At 37.4% G+C, this 16,676-nt stretch carries 18 protein-coding genes; 4 read left to right on the top strand and 14 right to left on the bottom strand.

Translation table 11 applies throughout. The features are described from left to right. Positions 1–30: 30 nt before the first annotated feature. From comGG to comGA, 7 genes are read right to left on the bottom strand one after another with little or no spacing between them, the layout of a single operon-like run. Positions 31–390 (bottom strand): competence type IV pilus minor pilin ComGG, encoded by a 360-nt coding sequence (gene comGG, locus ESP02_RS02350; protein WP_025478367.1) that lies wholly within the window; start codon positions 388–390, stop codon positions 31–33. Then, positions 362–787, bottom strand: a complete 426-nt coding sequence (gene comGF / locus ESP02_RS02345) for a competence type IV pilus minor pilin ComGF (RefSeq protein ID WP_025478365.1) — start codon at positions 785–787, stop codon at positions 362–364. The genes comGG and comGF overlap by 29 nt, the downstream gene beginning before the upstream one ends. Further along, positions 750–1,097, bottom strand: a complete 348-nt coding sequence (locus ESP02_RS02340) for a hypothetical protein (protein WP_002315634.1) — start codon at positions 1,095–1,097, stop codon at positions 750–752. Before ESP02_RS02340 ends, comGF begins: the two co-directional genes overlap by 38 nt. Further along, positions 1,069–1,539: a competence type IV pilus minor pilin ComGD gene (gene comGD, locus ESP02_RS02335; protein WP_002373040.1), complete on the bottom strand. Its 471-nt coding sequence runs from the start codon at positions 1,537–1,539 to the stop codon at positions 1,069–1,071. The genes ESP02_RS02340 and comGD overlap by 29 nt, the downstream gene beginning before the upstream one ends. Further along, the gene (gene comGC, locus ESP02_RS02330; protein WP_002309938.1) at positions 1,514–1,792 is read right to left on the bottom strand and encodes a competence type IV pilus major pilin ComGC; all 279 of its coding nucleotides are present in this window, start codon (positions 1,790–1,792) and stop codon (positions 1,514–1,516) included. The genes comGD and comGC overlap by 26 nt, the downstream gene beginning before the upstream one ends. Further along, positions 1,789–2,838, bottom strand: a complete 1,050-nt coding sequence (gene comGB, locus ESP02_RS02325) for a competence type IV pilus assembly protein ComGB (RefSeq protein ID WP_002373039.1) — start codon at positions 2,836–2,838, stop codon at positions 1,789–1,791. Before comGB ends, comGC begins: the two co-directional genes overlap by 4 nt. Next, the gene (comGA, locus tag ESP02_RS02320; RefSeq protein ID WP_010732854.1) at positions 2,795–3,724 is read right to left on the bottom strand and encodes a competence type IV pilus ATPase ComGA; all 930 of its coding nucleotides are present in this window, start codon (positions 3,722–3,724) and stop codon (positions 2,795–2,797) included. The genes comGB and comGA overlap by 44 nt, the downstream gene beginning before the upstream one ends. A gap of 131 nt (positions 3,725–3,855) precedes the next feature. Here comGA and ade point away from each other — a divergent pair, with 131 nt between their 5' ends. Beyond that, positions 3,856–5,583 carry an adenine deaminase gene (gene ade, locus ESP02_RS02315; RefSeq protein WP_010732853.1) on the top strand — a complete coding sequence of 576 codons (1,728 nt, stop codon included), beginning with the start codon at positions 3,856–3,858 and terminating at the stop codon, positions 5,581–5,583. Positions 5,584–5,691: 108 nt separating this feature from the next. Here ade and trmB read toward each other — a convergent pair whose 3' ends face one another. From trmB to ESP02_RS02295, 4 genes are all read right to left on the bottom strand, one after another. Then, on the bottom strand, positions 5,692–6,354 hold the full coding sequence (gene trmB / locus ESP02_RS02310; RefSeq protein WP_002373031.1) for a tRNA (guanosine(46)-N7)-methyltransferase TrmB: 663 nt from the start codon (positions 6,352–6,354) through the stop codon (positions 5,692–5,694). A gap of 68 nt (positions 6,355–6,422) precedes the next feature. Continuing rightward, a complete protein-coding gene (locus tag ESP02_RS02305; protein ID WP_002291341.1) occupies positions 6,423–7,205 on the bottom strand; it encodes a phosphotransferase family protein in 783 nt (260 codons plus the stop codon). A 203-nt stretch (positions 7,206–7,408) separates the two neighbouring features. Continuing rightward, on the bottom strand, positions 7,409–8,620 hold the full coding sequence (locus ESP02_RS02300) for an ABC transporter permease (protein ID WP_002373028.1): 1,212 nt from the start codon (positions 8,618–8,620) through the stop codon (positions 7,409–7,411). Beyond that, positions 8,613–9,350 (bottom strand): ABC transporter ATP-binding protein, encoded by a 738-nt coding sequence (locus tag ESP02_RS02295; RefSeq protein WP_002309930.1) that lies wholly within the window; start codon positions 9,348–9,350, stop codon positions 8,613–8,615. The genes ESP02_RS02300 and ESP02_RS02295 overlap by 8 nt, the downstream gene beginning before the upstream one ends. Before the next feature lie 137 nt (positions 9,351–9,487). On the opposite strand from ESP02_RS02295, the gene ESP02_RS02290 reads away from it, so the two are divergent. The 3 genes from ESP02_RS02290 (at position 9,488) to ESP02_RS02280 (ending at position 11,450) form a co-directional block, all read left to right on the top strand. After that, positions 9,488–9,922 carry an HIT family protein gene (locus ESP02_RS02290; protein ID WP_002291337.1) on the top strand — a complete coding sequence of 145 codons (435 nt, stop codon included), beginning with the start codon at positions 9,488–9,490 and terminating at the stop codon, positions 9,920–9,922. After that, positions 9,915–10,262 (top strand): YtxH domain-containing protein, encoded by a 348-nt coding sequence (locus tag ESP02_RS02285; RefSeq protein WP_002373026.1) that lies wholly within the window; start codon positions 9,915–9,917, stop codon positions 10,260–10,262. Before ESP02_RS02290 ends, ESP02_RS02285 begins: the two co-directional genes overlap by 8 nt. A 177-nt stretch (positions 10,263–10,439) precedes the next feature. Further along, the gene (locus tag ESP02_RS02280; RefSeq protein WP_002316849.1) at positions 10,440–11,450 is read left to right on the top strand and encodes a peptidylprolyl isomerase; all 1,011 of its coding nucleotides are present in this window, start codon (positions 10,440–10,442) and stop codon (positions 11,448–11,450) included. Positions 11,451–11,517: 67 nt separating this feature from the next. Here the strand turns inward: ESP02_RS02280 and ESP02_RS02275 are convergent, their stop codons facing one another. Genes ESP02_RS02275 through ESP02_RS02265 form a run of 3 tightly spaced genes read right to left on the bottom strand, consistent with a single transcriptional unit; the run spans position 11,518 to position 16,383 of the window. Beyond that, the gene (locus ESP02_RS02275; RefSeq protein ID WP_002373023.1) at positions 11,518–12,462 is read right to left on the bottom strand and encodes a 3'-5' exoribonuclease YhaM family protein; all 945 of its coding nucleotides are present in this window, start codon (positions 12,460–12,462) and stop codon (positions 11,518–11,520) included. Continuing rightward, complete coding sequence (locus ESP02_RS02270; protein ID WP_002373021.1) at positions 12,446–15,166, bottom strand: AAA family ATPase; 2,721 nt, start codon at positions 15,164–15,166, stop codon at positions 12,446–12,448. Before ESP02_RS02270 ends, ESP02_RS02275 begins: the two co-directional genes overlap by 17 nt. Then, complete coding sequence (locus tag ESP02_RS02265; protein WP_002373019.1) at positions 15,163–16,383, bottom strand: DNA repair exonuclease; 1,221 nt, start codon at positions 16,381–16,383, stop codon at positions 15,163–15,165. Before ESP02_RS02265 ends, ESP02_RS02270 begins: the two co-directional genes overlap by 4 nt. Positions 16,384–16,676: the final 293 nt, after the last annotated feature.

Here is a 16,676-nt window from a genome sequence, read left to right as displayed (position 1 = left end):
AGAAAAGAGGGCGCTTTCACGAACAACCCCTCATTCTGTACCAGTATCTGTATCATTTTTTACTTCTTCTATGAATTGAAAGATAAACGGCGAGACTTCTACCTCCGAGAATAGAGACTGTTGTACCCATTGATATGTTACAGATCCAGTTGTGTAGTAAAAAATCCCTTCCGACTTCTCAGCAAGTATAGACTGTTCCGATAGAGCCATCTGTTTCATTATTTTTGCTATATAATAATTTTTTATTCGTATATTCAGATCCATTGACAAACGATAGCTTTCTAATGCTGCCGTCAATAAAAACGTACATAAAAGAAATAAAAGCAACACAGAAAATAAAATAGAGCCCTTACAACATTTTCTATTGATCGTTTTTTGTCCATATGGCATATCCATCTTCTCCATTTTCAAAGTGTACATAAAAAGAAATTGTGTGTTCTTTTTCCAATAATTGAAGCTCAGTGATACTTGTTAACATAGGTTGATGCCCGCCGGAAGTTCTTCTTTTACGTATCATCGTCTGATATGTTTCGATGATGTACTGTTTATCCTCTACAGTGTAATACAATTGCTGATTTTTCACGGAAACCTTGTGACTGCTGTTAAGTTCCTCTTCTAATTGTGCTAAAAATATCAGCCACTCTTTTTGATCTTTACGCTGCAGAAATTCACTTACTTGGATGGTTTGCTGGATCAAAAGATTGAATGACAGCAATATACTGCTTACTATCATCAGTCCAATCAGACATTCAATCAGCGTAAATGCCGGGATTTCTTGTTTTTTCAATATTGATCGCTTCTTTCTCCATATTGACAAGCACTTTTTCGATTACTCCATTATTTTCGACAATTTGGATATCGTACATAATCATTTCTTCACTTCGCTCTGGCCTTTTGTGATATATCCGCTGTGTTTTGGTATCTTCGTAAACCATTCGAATAAGTAGCATTTCCTCCCCGCTGTTCTTTTCTGCCTGAAGTAAAAAAAGCTGACCAAAACTCACTAAGTATACACAGACGGAAGCAATCATCAGCGCTGTAAGGGACTCTAATAAAATAAACCCTTTTCTATTCAATTCTTTTTGTATAGCGTCCACTCCCCATCTGGAATTGATACGTAATCGTTTGCCCTTTTTCTTCCCAATAAAATTGATACGCTTTTAGTGAACTTTCATTTCCAGTTCCAGCAGCAAAAGTGATGGAAGCATGGCGTTTCAAGGTAATCTCATCAGGAATATCTAATACTTTCCAGCTTGCTTCATCGGGTTGCGACATACGAAAAATGATCTGATTTTCGTCATTATTCCAATAAAAACCTGTTTGGATTTGGTTCACAATAGCGATTTTTTGAGTGGTATAGATTCGTTTTTCAAACTGGCTGAAAAATTGATAGACTGTCAATTCTTTCTTCCATTCAGAAAATGCGAGAACTGGAAAAGAAAGGATTGTTGTAAGCAATAAAATCAGTAAGAGTGACTCAACCAACGTATATCCTGATGCTAATGTTTTACCTTCAAGGTCGCTGGTAGATGTCTGCATGTTCTCGTTTGATATAGCCTTCATTCAATAATTCCTCCACGGTAGGGATTCTTCCATTGTTTTGAAGCGCGTAGAGCTCTTTTTGTGTGTCTACCAACTGAATGATTGCTTCACGACTTTCTTGGTCTACATGATTCCTATAACGTGACAAATTTGGGACGAACAACAATACTAGTACACTGATGATTAGTAAAACGATCAGCATTTCGATTAATGTAAAACCGCTATAATAAGGTGTTCTTTTCTTTTTCATGGCAAGACCTCCTCGATACTTCCATAAACAGGTAATAAAACAGCAGCATAAACCAGTAAAATCAAAACTGCTACGCCTAAAAAAACAATTGGCTGAATAAAATGCAGCCAGTGCTGAAGTCGTTTGAAAAGCTGTTTTCTTGTCCATTCGCTGTAAAATATCAGCTCTTTCCCTAAATTTCCCTTTGCCTCTCCCTGTAAAATAATCTTGCTGAATTCTTCAGATAGAAAACGGTAATTCTGGAACTGATCAGCTAATGGTATACCTGACTCCAATCCTTGTATCATCTTGGAAGCAAGGTGTTGAAGGAGACTTTCTTGTTTCGTCTCCTTCAAGCAAACGATGATTTGCCTTAATTCGAAACCTTCATGAAAAAGTTTGCCAATCTCTAGCGACAAATAAGCAGATTGATACAAAGAATATATCGGCCCAATCACCAATTGTCTGCTTATCCATTCACTCCGATCAATAGGAGACAATTTCATCAGCCGATACCTTACTAGAAAAGTCAATAAAGTAACCACTAGAATAAATAGTAGAACGTACCAGTGAAAGACTTGTATCAGCTGAATCCCCCAATGCTCTTCCATAACCATCCCTGAACCAATAAGCTGAGGCAAAACGATCAAACGCATACTAAATAAGATACCTAGCAAAAAGGTGAGCAATAGCATCGGATAGGCAAGCACCTTTTTCAAATCATTGCGAAATCCTTCGACCAGACGAAACTGTTTGGCAATTTCCAACAAAGTTGCCGGCAGATTCCCGTGGAGTTCAGCTAATTCAATCTGTACCAGTTGTTCTGCTCCATACCCTGTTTGCGAAAGTACTTCACTAAACGGTTGTCCTTCCTTTAGCTGATGTTGGATGTTTGCCAAAATAGCAGGCTGGAACGAACGGATCGTGAGTAATAAATAAAGGGATTCTTGCAAACTAAAACCAGTTAAAAGCAGCTCTCCCATGGTTTGTGCAAACTGATTTTGCTGGCTTCTTGTCAATCCTTTAGAATAGTTCTGACTGCCAAGTTTTTTTCTGAGCTTCTTCATAGCTTTCCTCCCATGATTTTTTTACTGGTTCTTCCTCCATAAATTGATAACTCCACAAGACAGAAGGATGGTGATCGGCATCTTCCAAAAGTTCTTGATAAATGACTCCAGCTAAACATTCAGATAGCTCTTCTTTTTTCTTTGTTAGTTCATGGATTCTGATCAATGTACCTTCAAGATTGCGTGCATGTACGGTTGCGAATACCCGATGTCCCGTTAGTGCAGCTCTTACCGCAGCATGTGCAGTTGATTCATCTCTTATCTCGCCAATGATCAACAAATCAGGGCGATGCCGTAATGCGAGCTTCAAAAGTGTGTCATAAGTCTGTGCTATTTTGGGATTGATCTGCAATTGCAGAAAGAATGGTTCTTCGATCTCTACAGGATCTTCGATGGTGATTACTTGTCGTTTTTCTTTCAAAGCCAACCGATACATCAATGACGTCTTTCCTGACCCGACTGGTCCGCTGAATAGGTATAATCCACGTCTAGCGGTTTTCTGCAAAATAGTTGCAAAATCTCGAGAACTAAAGCAACGATGAAGTGTTTCAGAAATACCGTATAATAGCCGAATCACTAAGCTTTCTCGTTGAAGGTAATCTCCTACAGAAGACAGTCGTAACCGAACCTTCTGTTTTTCTAAAGAATAGGTCAATGCACCTAATTGAGCTTTTCTTTTTTCTCCGATATCCATTTGTCCCAAATACTTAAATCTTGAAATCAATTGCTGTCCATCTGCCGAAGATACTTCCTTCCAGAATGTTCGTTTTTTGCCATAGCGAAAATAGATGTAAAATACTTCTGAAGCTGGCAAGACATATACGTCTTGGGCATGTTTGGCGAAACTTTCACTTATCATTTGATCTGATAATCGTTTTATTTCCATTATTCTCCCCTCCACAAAAAACATACGTCTTTTTGAACTTTTTGTTTCAAATAAAATGAATTTATTAAAAAACATTGGCAAAAAACGAATTTATGTTATACTTATAAAAATTTATCTTGGGAGGCATTCCATTGGAATCAACATTAAAGAGATACATCGAAGTAGCAAGTAAAAAAAAGCCCGCTGATCTAGTGATCAAACAGGCTAAGATCGTCAATGTCTTTACGAAAGAGATCATGGAAAAAGATGTAGCGATTTACGAAGGAATGATCGTAGGGATTGGTGAATATGAAGGAAAAAGCGTACATAATGCTAAGGGGCAATATCTAGTACCAGGATTCATTGATGGCCATGTGCATATTGAAAGCTCACTTTTATCACCAAGTGAATTTTCAAAAGTATCCTTGCTTCATGGAGTCACTACTGTAGTAACGGACCCCCACGAAATAGGAAACATCGCTGGGAGTACTGGTCTTCAATTTATGATAGAAGACGCAAGACAAACGCTTATGAATATTTTCTTTATGCTCCCTTCTTGCGTACCTGTCACCCCATTTGAGACAAATGGTGCAAATCTAAATGCCAAAAATCTAGCACCTTTTTTACAAAATCCCGAAGTTTTAGGCTTAGCTGAAGTCATGAACTATCAAGCAGTAGCAAATAATGAAGCAGATATCCTAGAAAAGATCCAATTGATGCACCAGCATAAGAAAAAGATTGACGGACATGCAGCTGGTATCGGCATGGAAGAATTAAATGTTTATCCTGCAGCAGGTATTCGGACGGATCATGAAGCTACAACTGCAAAAGAGGCTAAAGAACGTTTGGATCTTGGTATGTATTTAATGGTTCGAGAAGGGACCGTTGCAAAAGATCTGGCATCGCTACTACCGGCGATCACGCCTGATAATTCAAGAAGATGCTTCTTTGTCACCGATGATAAACTCATCAATGATTTAGTTAAAGAAGGATCGATTGACCATATCGTCCGTCAAGCTATTTCAATGGGAATTGATCCATTACAGGCAATCCAGATGGCAACATTGAATGCAGCAGAATGTTTTGATTTGAAAACACTAGGTGCGATTGCTCCTGGGTATCAAGCTGATTTCTTCTTAACAGACGATCTTACCAAGTTGCCAATTCATGAAGTTTTCTATAAGGGAACATTGGTCGTCCAATCTGGTCAACTCGAAGACCATTTATTTGCTGATCATTCAAATCCATATACATGCTGTCTACCAAACCTAAATGCTCAACCGTTGCACCCTCGTTCGTTAGAGCTGCTTCTCCCTTCTTCGCAAGCCCATGTGATCGAAATTATCCCGAATAGTCTCGTCACGAACGATTTGGTAGAAAAAGTGGACCGACAAGGCGAACGATTCATTCCTTCAATCGAAAAAGACCAATTAAAGATTGCGGTGATCGAGCGTCACCATCAAACCGGAAATATTGGGTTAGGCATCGTAAAAGGATTTCAGCTGAAACAAGGGGCGATAGCGACAACGATTGCTCATGACTCTCATAATCTAGTTGTCGTGGGGACAAATGATGAGGATATGCTGTATGCTGCTAATCTTTTGATTCAAAAAGGTGGCGGGATGACTGTTGTCAACAAACAGAAGGAAATAGCTTGTCTTCCTCTACCGATAGGCGGCATCATGACACAGGAACCTTTTTCGATCGTCAATGAACAGTTGAATGAATTAATAGCTGAAACACATCAACTAGGGGCAGCTAAAACCTTTGATCCTTTTTTGACACTTTCTTTCTTAACATTATCTGTCATACCCGAATTGAAGATCACCGACAAAGGATTATTTTCATTCTCTCGATTCCAATTGATTCCACCTTGTTGAAAACCGAGGAAATAGGTATATCTTAAATCAAAAAAGTCCCAGAAAATGCACATGACAGATGTAATGTGTTTTCTGGGATTTATCTTTTTATGAAAGTAAAAAGTTCATTCACAGACTTTTCTTTTTGGTCTTATCTTGAAATTGAGCTTCTACTCGATAAATACGTTGACCTTTCGAAGAAAATTTTTCTTCATACTCCGTCATAATATTGCCTTCAAATTGACTTTGATGCAAATCCAACCATACCTGTTTGAGGATCATGCCATATTGAGAAAAACTTGCCAACGAATACTCAAACAATCCTTGATTATCTGTTTTGAAGTGGATTTCTCCATTTGGGCGGAGGATCTGTTCATCTACAGCAAGAAAAGTTTTGTATGTCAAGCGCCGTTTTTCATGTCGTTTTTTCGGCCATGGATCAGAAAAATTCAGATAGATCTGATCTACTTCGCTGTCAGCAAAATATTCTGTCAATGCTGATCCATCCACATGCAGAAGCTTCAGGTTAGGAAGCGGTTGTTCAATCAACTTGTCTAATGCTATAGAAACAACACTTACTTGCATTTCTACTCCAATATAATTGATTTCAGGATGGGCTTTTGCCATTCCAGTGATGAACTGGCCTTTCCCCATTCCAATCTCAATGTGGATTGGATGATTGTTTCCAAACAATTCATTCCATTTTCCTTTCCACAATGTTGGATCACTAATTACAAAATTCGGGTGAGCCGCTAACATTTCCGCTGCTCCCGGACGATTTCGGACACGCATTATTTATCTCCATTCCTTTCTCTAATTAAAAAGGTCTGGCCAAATCTCCGCAGAGTTTGGGCCAAACCTCAGCCACTGAAAATTCGTTTTAATTGTAAAATTTCTTCGTTCATTCGTCGATGATCTTCACGTTTGCAGTATCTAGTGATTTCTTGGAGCAAATTCATGGCCGCATACCAGTGAAATTTTTCAAGCATTTCGTCAGTCGGACGTATGCCATAACTGATCAGCCATTGATTCCAACTGGATAGAGGCACATAATTTCCTAAAATCGTTGCAATATCTACCGCAGGGTCTGCAAACATGATTGAATCCCAATCCACGAGATATAAATAATTTTTACATACTAACCAATTTCGATGATTTACATCTCCATGCACTACTGATAGATTTTCCTTATCTATCGGTGGGATCTGCTCACGAAGAAATCGATGGACGATTTGCAGAAATTGATTTTTCTGGAGTTCTTCTGGTAATTCTTTTTCATATTTTTGCAACATCTTCTCCGGCGTCATAACACGTCCGCCGATACGGGTCAGCATGGTTTTAAGAGAATTTGAATGATGTAAATGGTACAAAACATCAATCACGTCATTTCTTTGACCAATCTCATTAGGAGTTAGCAAGCGGCCTTCTAGCCATTCTTGTGCTGTCAAGGTATCGCCATTCCCCGTTCGTTTTGTCCAAACAAGTTTTGGTGTAATTCCTTCCCTTGAAAGAGCAGCCAACATCGGAGTCGTGTTTCGTTTAATAAAGACTTTGTCTTCATCACGCATGCCTATGTATGTTTTTCCTGTATCGCCTTTGATGGGACGTAACCGCCACTCTTGGTCTAACTGAAACTCCATCATGCATTCTCCCGTCCTCTTACTCTTTGTTTTGCAGTACTTATTATTCTAGTCGCCTGATCACTACACGTCAAGCACATATACGTTCTTTTTCATTTATTTGCCATTCAAAAAACCGACTTTTCTCAAAAAAAATAGAACGAACAGCATTCTTACTGTCAACGCTCTATTTTTCATGTTCATTTTTATCCTACACAGCTTTGCTTTCAGTCTGACATCTTCTTCAAACGAGTTGGTACATATAGTTTAACAAAGAGACCCGTAACAATCAAATAAGCCGCTAGCGGAACCCATCGTTGCTGACCATCCAATACGACTGCAGCAATCAACCCAAAGATAACCGATGCGATAACTAATACCCATGTGAGCAGATACTGGATCGCCTGCTTCTTCTGATTCTCATGGATTGGATAAAGCTGAACGAGCACCATATAGCGGAACTGGCTCGCTAAAGGCAACAATTGGAAACCGATCAAATATAAAAATAAAGAACCGATTATCAGACTAAAATAAAAGTCGATCACTCCAAAAATCAATAGCCCACCTATAATTACTAACCGGAAGTAAAGACCACTAAAATCAGAACCTCTTGCCAATCTTCTTGCAAACAAATAAAGATAAGTGTTTTTTGATTCTCTTTTAATATGAGTCAATAGAGGATCCAAGTAGCGTCTTCTTTTTACCTTTGCCGTAATTTCAGGAACATCTGTGAATAAATTAATAAATTGATAGATCTGATGCAACCTTTGTTCTTCTGCGTGCACCATTTTCTCCCAATCCAATCTTTTTTCCTGTTGCTTCCACAAAAACCAGTAATATAGACTTGCCTGTACCAATGCACCTGCTACCCCTGCCCAGACCAGCCAATAAAATGAAAGAAGCAAAATGAGCATAGAAGAAAGTAACCAACCTGTTTTCCAATAACGAATGACCTGTTGATCTAGTCGAAACAATTCTGCTCGCTTGATTTGCAGATGACTGAATTTCAAACTCCATAATATGATCAGATAGACGAAAAACATCGAAAAGACTTGCTGAGTACTAACCACCACTAATGGCATAGCAAATCCGCATGCCAATATCAAAATGATCATCGGAAAAATGCAAGAATAGCGAAAAGCTCGTTCCAAATAGGTCTGCATTTCTTTTTCTTTCGGAAGTAAAAAAACAATATCTGCTGCCTCCGCAAAAGTAGCCATCTTGCCTACAAATAAACAGAGCATCCAAAATACAGAGATTATCATTCCCCCAAGTGCAAAAGGCGGATGCAAGGTTTTCAACCAACTAGAATAATACAATCCCACGCCACCAATTAAGAAAAGACAAACTAAAACAAAATGATCGTTCAACACATAGCGCATATATTTCATCATTTTCTTTTGATGCCTTGCTAAACGTTTTTGAAAAAAACTACTCATGTGCCTGCTCCTTTGTTAAAGCGATATAGATTTCGTCCAAAGAAGAATCCGGCAGATGAAATTCTTTTCTCAACATCTCAAGGGTCCCATCTGCTCGTATCTCTCCGTTATGTAAGACCACAAAACGGTCACAGTATTTTTCTGCAGTAGCTAAAATATGCGTAGACATCAAAATACCGGCTCCTTCTTTTTTCATCTCTACCATCAATTCAAGCAGCGCATTGATAGCCAGTGGGTCCAATCCTAAGAATGGTTCGTCAATGATATATAAAGAAGGCTCGATCAAAAAGGCGCATAAGATCATCACTTTCTGCTTCATCCCTTTTGAAAAATTAGCCGGAAACCAGTCAAGGCGATTAGACAAACGGAAAGTCTCTAACAGCTTTTCAGCTCTTTTCATTGCTGTATCCATAGGTATATCATAGGCCATCGCAGTGACTTCGATATGTTCCCTCAAAGTCAATTCTTCATATAAAGAAGGCGTCTCTGGAATATACCCAATTTGTTTACGATATTCTTCCGTATTTTTCTTTAAAGATAGATGATTGATTTCTATCGTTCCCTTTGTAGCTTCCAACAGACCGATAATGTGCTTGATGGTTGTACTTTTCCCTGCTCCGTTCAGCCCAATCAATCCTACTATCTCTCCAGGCTGTACGTTGAAACTGATATCTTTTAACACAGGGAGATGTCCATACCCTCCTGTGACATGATCGATAATTAAACTCATTCTTTTTCCTCCGCCATTTATTTTTATTTATTATACCACGAAGAAAATGACGGTATTTTGTTTTTTTCCTTACAATGGCTTTAACTTATGGTAAAGTTAAGCTGAAGTATTTATTCTTTATGGAAAGGATGTTTTTTATGGAAAACTGTATTTTTTGCAAAATCATCAATCAAGAAATCCCAAGCTATAAAATTTATGAAGACGACAAAGTCTATGCTTTTTTAGACATTTCTCAAGCAACGAAAGGACACACGTTAGTTGTCCCTAAACGTCATGTAGCAGATATTTTTGAATATGATCCTGAACTTGCAGGAGAAGTTTTTTCACGTGTGCCTAAGATTGCTCAAGCTTTAGAAAAAGCTTTTCCAGAAATGAAAGGTCTTAATATCTTGAATAACAACCGTGAATTAGCTTATCAATCTGTTTTTCATTCACATATCCATTTAGTTCCTCGCTATAGCAAAGAGGACGATTTTTCTATCCATTTTGGCAACCATCAAGACAGTTATGGACCAGAAGAACTAAAAGCTATTCAAGAAACAATCGTAAAGCAGGTGCACAGCGATGATTAAAAACTTTTTCAAAGGACTGTTATTCGGAGCTGCTGCTGGAACTGTCGGAGGTCTGTTATTTGCACCTAGGAGCGGGAACGAAACAAGAAAAAAACTGATTGAAGAACTGGAAGAAGCAACCACTCTGACAAACGATTTAAATAACAGCTTGGATCATTTTAAAAGCGCATTGATCGAGACAAAAGAAACAGCTGAATCTGTGATTCCCGCTTTCCAAGAAGCCATCAACAAAGATATCGAAGATTTTAAATTCCAGGCCGAACCACGTATCGCCCAAATCAATGAACAAGTAGAAAAACTAACAGCTGATCTGCCTGAGTATCCTGATCAAATACAATAATGATCATTTTCTCAACAGATACGACTGTCTAATAGAGGAATAATTGCACATTTCCTAGGAATGTGATGAAATTTTGAATTTTGTTTGAAACTATCACGAGAACGCTTTTAAAGGGCATGGGATATGGTATAGTTAATATATAAAAAATAATAACTAATTACAGGAGTGCAAACATTAATGAAAAAAAAATCAATTATTTTGGCAGCTACTAGTGCGTTGGCTGTTTTAACTCTAGCGGCTTGTTCAGGCGATACCAATAAAGATATCGCAACGATGAAAGGCGGAACGATCACTGTATCTGATTTCTACGATGAAGCAAAGCTCGAATCATCGAACCAATCATTAGTACAACGGATGATCATCTATAAAGTATTCAATAACAAATACGGCGATAAAGTAACAGATAAACAAGTGGATGCAGAATACGACAAACAAGCGAAATCTTTAGGTGATACTTTTGAATCACAATTAGAAACTGCTGGGTATACGAAAGATTCTTACAAAGAATATATCCGTAACAATCTAGCTTTTGAAGCTGGTTTGAAGGCTCATGTAGATATTACAGATGATGATCTGAAAACTGCTTGGGAATCTTTCCATCCAGAAGTAGAAGCACAAATCATCAAATTATCAAGTGAAGATGAAGCAAAAGATGTAAAAAAATCAGCGGACGATGGGGATGATTTCTCTAAATTAGCCGAAGACAAATCAACTGATTCAGAGACAAAAGAAGATGGCGGTAAAGTCAAATTCGACTCGACGACGACAACTATTCCTGCAGAAGTAAAAGAAGCAGCTTTCAAATTGAAAGACGGCGAAGTCTCTGACGTTATTACTGCAACAAACACTACTTCTTATGCAACAGAATACTATGTTGTTAAAATGGTGAAAAACCAAAATAAAGGCAACGACATGGATAAATACAAAGATCAATTAAAAGAAATCGCTACTGAAACAAAATTAAGTGACAATGCATTCACGACTAAAGTAATCGGTGAAGAATTAAAAGATGCAAACGTAAAAATCAAAGACGATGCCTTTGAAAATGTGTTGAGTGCATTCACAACAACTTCATCAGGTGCTAAAGACTCAAGTGAAGCCACATCTTCAACAAAGAGCTCTGACACAAAATCAACTGATTCAACAAAAGAATCTTCAACTGAAGAAACAACTGATTCATCAAAATAAAAGAAAACAAAAAAAGCGAAGACTTATGTCTCGCTTTTTTGTTTTGAATGAAAAAAATAAATTTTTGCTATAAATCTTTTGGTACATAGAAACTTCGGTTGTCCATACCGAAAATCCGATCTGTGTATTTTCCTGGTTCTGTTTGACGAATCGAAGTCAATATCATCTGCATGGAAGCATCAATATTGTCGATTTGATGTAATATTTCTGCTTCCATTATTCTTGGACGTACAGGTGAACCATATTCTAATAGGCCGTGATGTGCTAAAACCATATGACGTAATACGAGAACATCTTCGTCAGCTTCGCTGATTTTCAGCGCAAGACAGGCTTTAGTTATTTCTTCGTCAATCAATACCAAATGTCCGATTAAATTCCCTGCAAGCGTATATTCTGTCGACATAGGACCGGAAAGTTCGATCACCTTTCCTAAATCATGCAAAATGATACCCGCATATAATAATGGTCGATTCAACTCAGGATATTCATCGGCAATTGATTTTCCTAAGTGAAGCATTGTCAAAGTATGATAAGCTAATCCACTGGCAAATGCATGATGGTTTCTTTTGGCTGCCGGAAACTCAAAAAATTGTTTTTGGTATTTATTGAGTAGATAGCGAACGATCCGATTCCAATGCGCATTTGTGATTTCAAATAATAATTGATTGATTTCTTCTTCCATTTCTTCTTTCTTCAAAGGGGCTCTTTCCATGTATAAACTAGGTTCCCCTGGCTCATCCATCCTTGTTAAACGCATGTGAAGAATCTTTACTTGCGGGTTCCCTTGATAAACCTCTCTTTTACCGTTTAGAAAAACGACTGTGCCGGCTGTAAATTTATTGATTTCTTCTTCCGAAGCATCCCAGTACTTGCCATCGATGGTACCTGAAGTATCTTGGAAAGTAAAAGCAATAAATTTTTTTCCGTTTTTAGCGATTCTTACATCTGCACTTTTGATCAGGACAAATTGCTCAAACTGCTCATCGATTACTAAATCACGAATTTTTTTCATTATTTGCTCCTTCTAATTGTTTTACGGTTTGGTTCATCTCATGGTAATAGCTTACCATTTCTTTATCAGAAGAAAAACAAATTATTTGATACTTTTCTCCAAATTTAGCTAAAAGTTCAGCTAATTGATACTTTCGCTGATGATCATAATGAAGCCAGCCATCATCTATGATGATCGGACATATCGAACGATTGGCTTCTAACGAGAGGTAAGCAAACCTCATCGCCATAATCAGCTGATCTTTCGTACCTGTAGACAACTCATAGATTGGAAAGTCTGTATATCCGTCTGTTAAAGTCAGTGTATCGTTTTTCAGTAATATCTTCTGATAATTTCCTTTTGTTAAAATACCTAAATAATCACCCGCTGCTTTTAACAACTGAGGTAATTGTCTTTCACTCATCTCTGTTGAAAGATCGCCTAAAAATGTCCCGGCGATTTCAAATGCGCCCCATTCCTCTAGCAATTCCTGCAATTTTGCTTTTTGTCGGCTAGCTTGTTGATAGAGTTCGTCCAATGTGCCGTCTCTTTGCAGCTCTTCTACTTGAAGTTGGAGTCGTTGCCGATTTTCACTTGCTTCTTTTTCTTCTTGGTGGAGCTGGGCTTGCTTTTCTTTCAGTTGCCGCAGTCTTACAGATAATTTCTCTTTCGTCAGTTCTTCAGGAAACAGTGGGCGAAGCATTTCTGACAGTTCATTATACCTTTTCATCTGCTGTTCGGCTTGTTTGGCTTTTTGTAAAAAGACAGGTACTTCCGAAGGATAAGATAATCCAGCTTGGCTCAATTGTTCGCTGTATTCTTGTACCCATACTTTTTGTTTCTTTTTCAATTGATTGATTTCTTGCTTCAATAAAGTATTTTGCTGATAGCTTCTAGCAAATTTCATCTGTTCCATTTCTTGGATAAAACGGGACAGCATAGCCATTTTTTCTGAGATCGTCTTATCTTGTATGGGTAACCATTCTTTAACAAACTCAAATTTCTGATCGATCTGTCGTAGTTTTTCTTGGATTTCCTGCTCTCTTTTATGTTTCCGCACAAATACGCCATACAATTTCTGATAATCTATGACTTCTTGCCCATATTCTTTCATGAGTTTGAGTGTATCCATCTTTCCTAAGTGCCGATGATCAGCAAAACGATATACTTCTTGCTGAAGAATTTGTTTTTCTTCTTCTATTCTCTTTTGTTTTTCTTCTGCTTCTGCTAATTGGGCTAAAGCTAAATCAAGCTGACCTAGTTTTTCTTGCCACATTCCTTTTATTTCTGATAAATCATTTTTAGGTTTGACCTTTGATTGCTTTTTGTAGAAGAAATAGCCCGCCATGCCTGCACCAATCAATAAAAAGACCACTTTTAAGGGCATTGGTACAAATATACCTGCAATGATTATTGCTCCGCCAGCAATTAGCATATATGGTTTAGATGAAGGGGTTGGTGCTATCTCTGACTGATTTTGTAATAATGCTGGATAAGTCTCTTCCAACTCATTCACTTCTGCTTCGATCATTTTTTGCTGTTCTTTAGCTATCTGGAGACGCACAGAAATCTGGCTTTCTAAATCAGCAATCCTTCTTTCTTCAGCCAGAAGATTCTTCCACTCTTCTTCATATAAAAATTCTTCCGGTAACGGATTTTTCTGCCACTGCCATCTTTGTTCCAAGATCTTCAATTCTGAATTTGTTTCTCTAGTCTCTATTTGAAGTCTTTGCCATTCTTCGCTTAATTGTTCCGTTGTAAACTGGAGTTGTTGGAGGTCTTTTAGTTCTTGCTCCTGCTCTAAATAAAAATAATATCTAGCTGACTGCTGATCCATCCCGCTATGCTTTTCCAGAGTTACTTCTAATTCTTCTAAACGCTCATTTGTTTGCTGATACCGTTTGGAAAAAGACTCCAGATCAAGAAGAAGTTGTTCATCAGGAAGACCTGTGGCGATGTTTTTTTTGAGGGATTGCCATTCTTCATATAAAGAAAAATTGAGTTCTTGCTGTCTGGCTAGTGCAAATTGTTTATTCGCTTCATTTAGTTGTTCCAGTAACTGTTGCTGTTGCGACTCGTATTCCTGTTCTTGTTGGATCAACTTGCCAAAATAAGCTTCCTGTTCTTGTTTTAGATGGATTTTCTCTTGAAGCTCTTTCCATTCATTTAATTTTTGATTGATCAGCAGTTTTTGGCCTTTTTTCTTGAATAACTGTTGTGCTTTCTGATAATATTCTTGTCTTTTTTGGAATACTTGAGAACTGCCCGTAATCCCTAAAGAAATCAGTGCATCATGTAGCTCTTTTTCTCTCAAGTGATCTAGTTCCATCAACTGTTCTTGCTGGAAAGTAAATACCTGCTGGAATAACTCTTTCGTCAAAGGGGCAATCAGTTTTTCTAGTAATTCATCACTTCCAACTTGATTCCCTAGCCATACCTTCGATTTTCCACGATTTTGCTGTTTATAGCGTTCGACAGCAAACTCACCGTATACAGGATGTATAAGCCATATTTTGCCGCCATAGGCTGAGCCGTCTTTTGGTGTATAATCCTTTTTTTTACGGCCTTTTGAAGGGAATCCAAATAAGATGGCTTGGATAAATTGATAAATCGTTGATTTTCCTGCTTCGTTTCCCCCATAGATCAGCTGATTGCCTGAATAAAAATCAAAACTTTTTTGACGCCATTTTCCAAAAGCAGCAATCTCGATCCTTAAAATCTTCATTCCTGATCCTCCTCAAATAAAAAATCTTGATTAAGTAGCTGCTTGGCTTTTTCAAGTGTTTCTTCTTGATATTCCGGCAGTTCGCTCAATATTTTAGCTGCTTCTTGGTGGCTATATACTTCATTTAAAATTTGTTGGAAATCTTGAGGTGTCTGATAGTATTGAAATAGCTGTTCCATCAATTTAGCAGAAGCAGCAAGTGGAATCTTCGTATAAAAAGTATCCTCCATGAGAGAAATACGCCAAATAAATAAATCACTTATCCTATCTGAAAATTCCTCTAACAGATAATCTAATAACTCTCCTGATTGTATTCGCTCTAGAACATCTGTATTGAGATGGTCATAATCTTTTAATTTTATCTCAATTAAACTAAACCCATCCTCTACTTTTGAAAGTTGCTGACGAATATGAACAATCACCTCTTTTGTCGTCCTCACTTGCCTCAATGATATTTCCTTTGTCTTCCAATAGACCTCTGCTACTTTAATCGGATGTATTTGACAACTTCCTTTACTTAATTCAACAAGTAGAATGGATGTAGAAGTTTGTTCTTTTTTAGTGTGTCCTTGAGGCGCACCTGGATAAACGATGGTTTGCTTTTCATTTAAAACTGTTGGCACATGGATATGCCCCAAAGCCCAATAATCGTATCCTTTTTCTTGCATTTTTGAAGGTTGGAAAGGGGCATAGTTCCCTTTTTGCGAGGTACCCGGTTCCCCGTGATACAAACCAATATGGTAATCTGTAAGTTCTCTAGAAGGAAATTCCATCACTTTGTCTTTTTGAATCCATGGTTGTCGATAACTGAATCCACTGAGAGAGACAGTTTCTCCACTTTTTATCGTTATTTTTTTTGTCTCTACCGTTTCGGATGTAAATAAATGGACATTTTTAGGAAAGGAGAACCAATACCGCTCTTTTTGATAGAAATCATGATTTCCGAATATTATAAATACAGGTATATGGTTCTTTTCTAACCGTTTCATCTGTTCTAAAAAATGTTTCTGTATTTTTAATGAAGGACGATTTTGATGAAAATTATCTCCTGCAAGTAAAACAAAATCAACATTATTTATTATTGCCTGTTCAATGATATTTGATAAAACGATCAGATTCGTCTTCAATAGTTTTTCCTGTACAGTTTTATCAAGAGTTGTCAGTCCTTCAAATGACCGATCCATATGTAAATCTGCCGCATGGATAAATTTCACCATTAAAAATTTCCTCCTTTTTTTCTTTTATCATACCATTTTCAATGTTTTTTTTCATCAATAACCGAAAATTTGTTCGTATTTAATATAAAAAAATAAACTAATTTTAGTCATTTTTATCATACCTTTAACGCCCTTTTCTCTTTTTTTATTTTTACTAATTATACGTTTACGTAACCTTTTGTTTAATGAATGAATCGGCTAAAAAAAGAACAAGGAAACTTAAAAAACTGAACTTCGATGTTCATAGATAGCGCATCATCAATCTATTGTAACAGGTAGCCTTTTAATGGTAC

It is taken from the genome of Enterococcus sp. NBRC 3427 (assembly GCF_007996925.1).
GTDB lineage: Bacteria > Bacillota > Bacilli > Lactobacillales > Enterococcaceae > Enterococcus_B > Enterococcus_B lactis.
The sequence above is the reverse complement of the archived record's forward strand: the minus strand, read 5'-3'. Positions and strand labels throughout refer to the sequence as shown.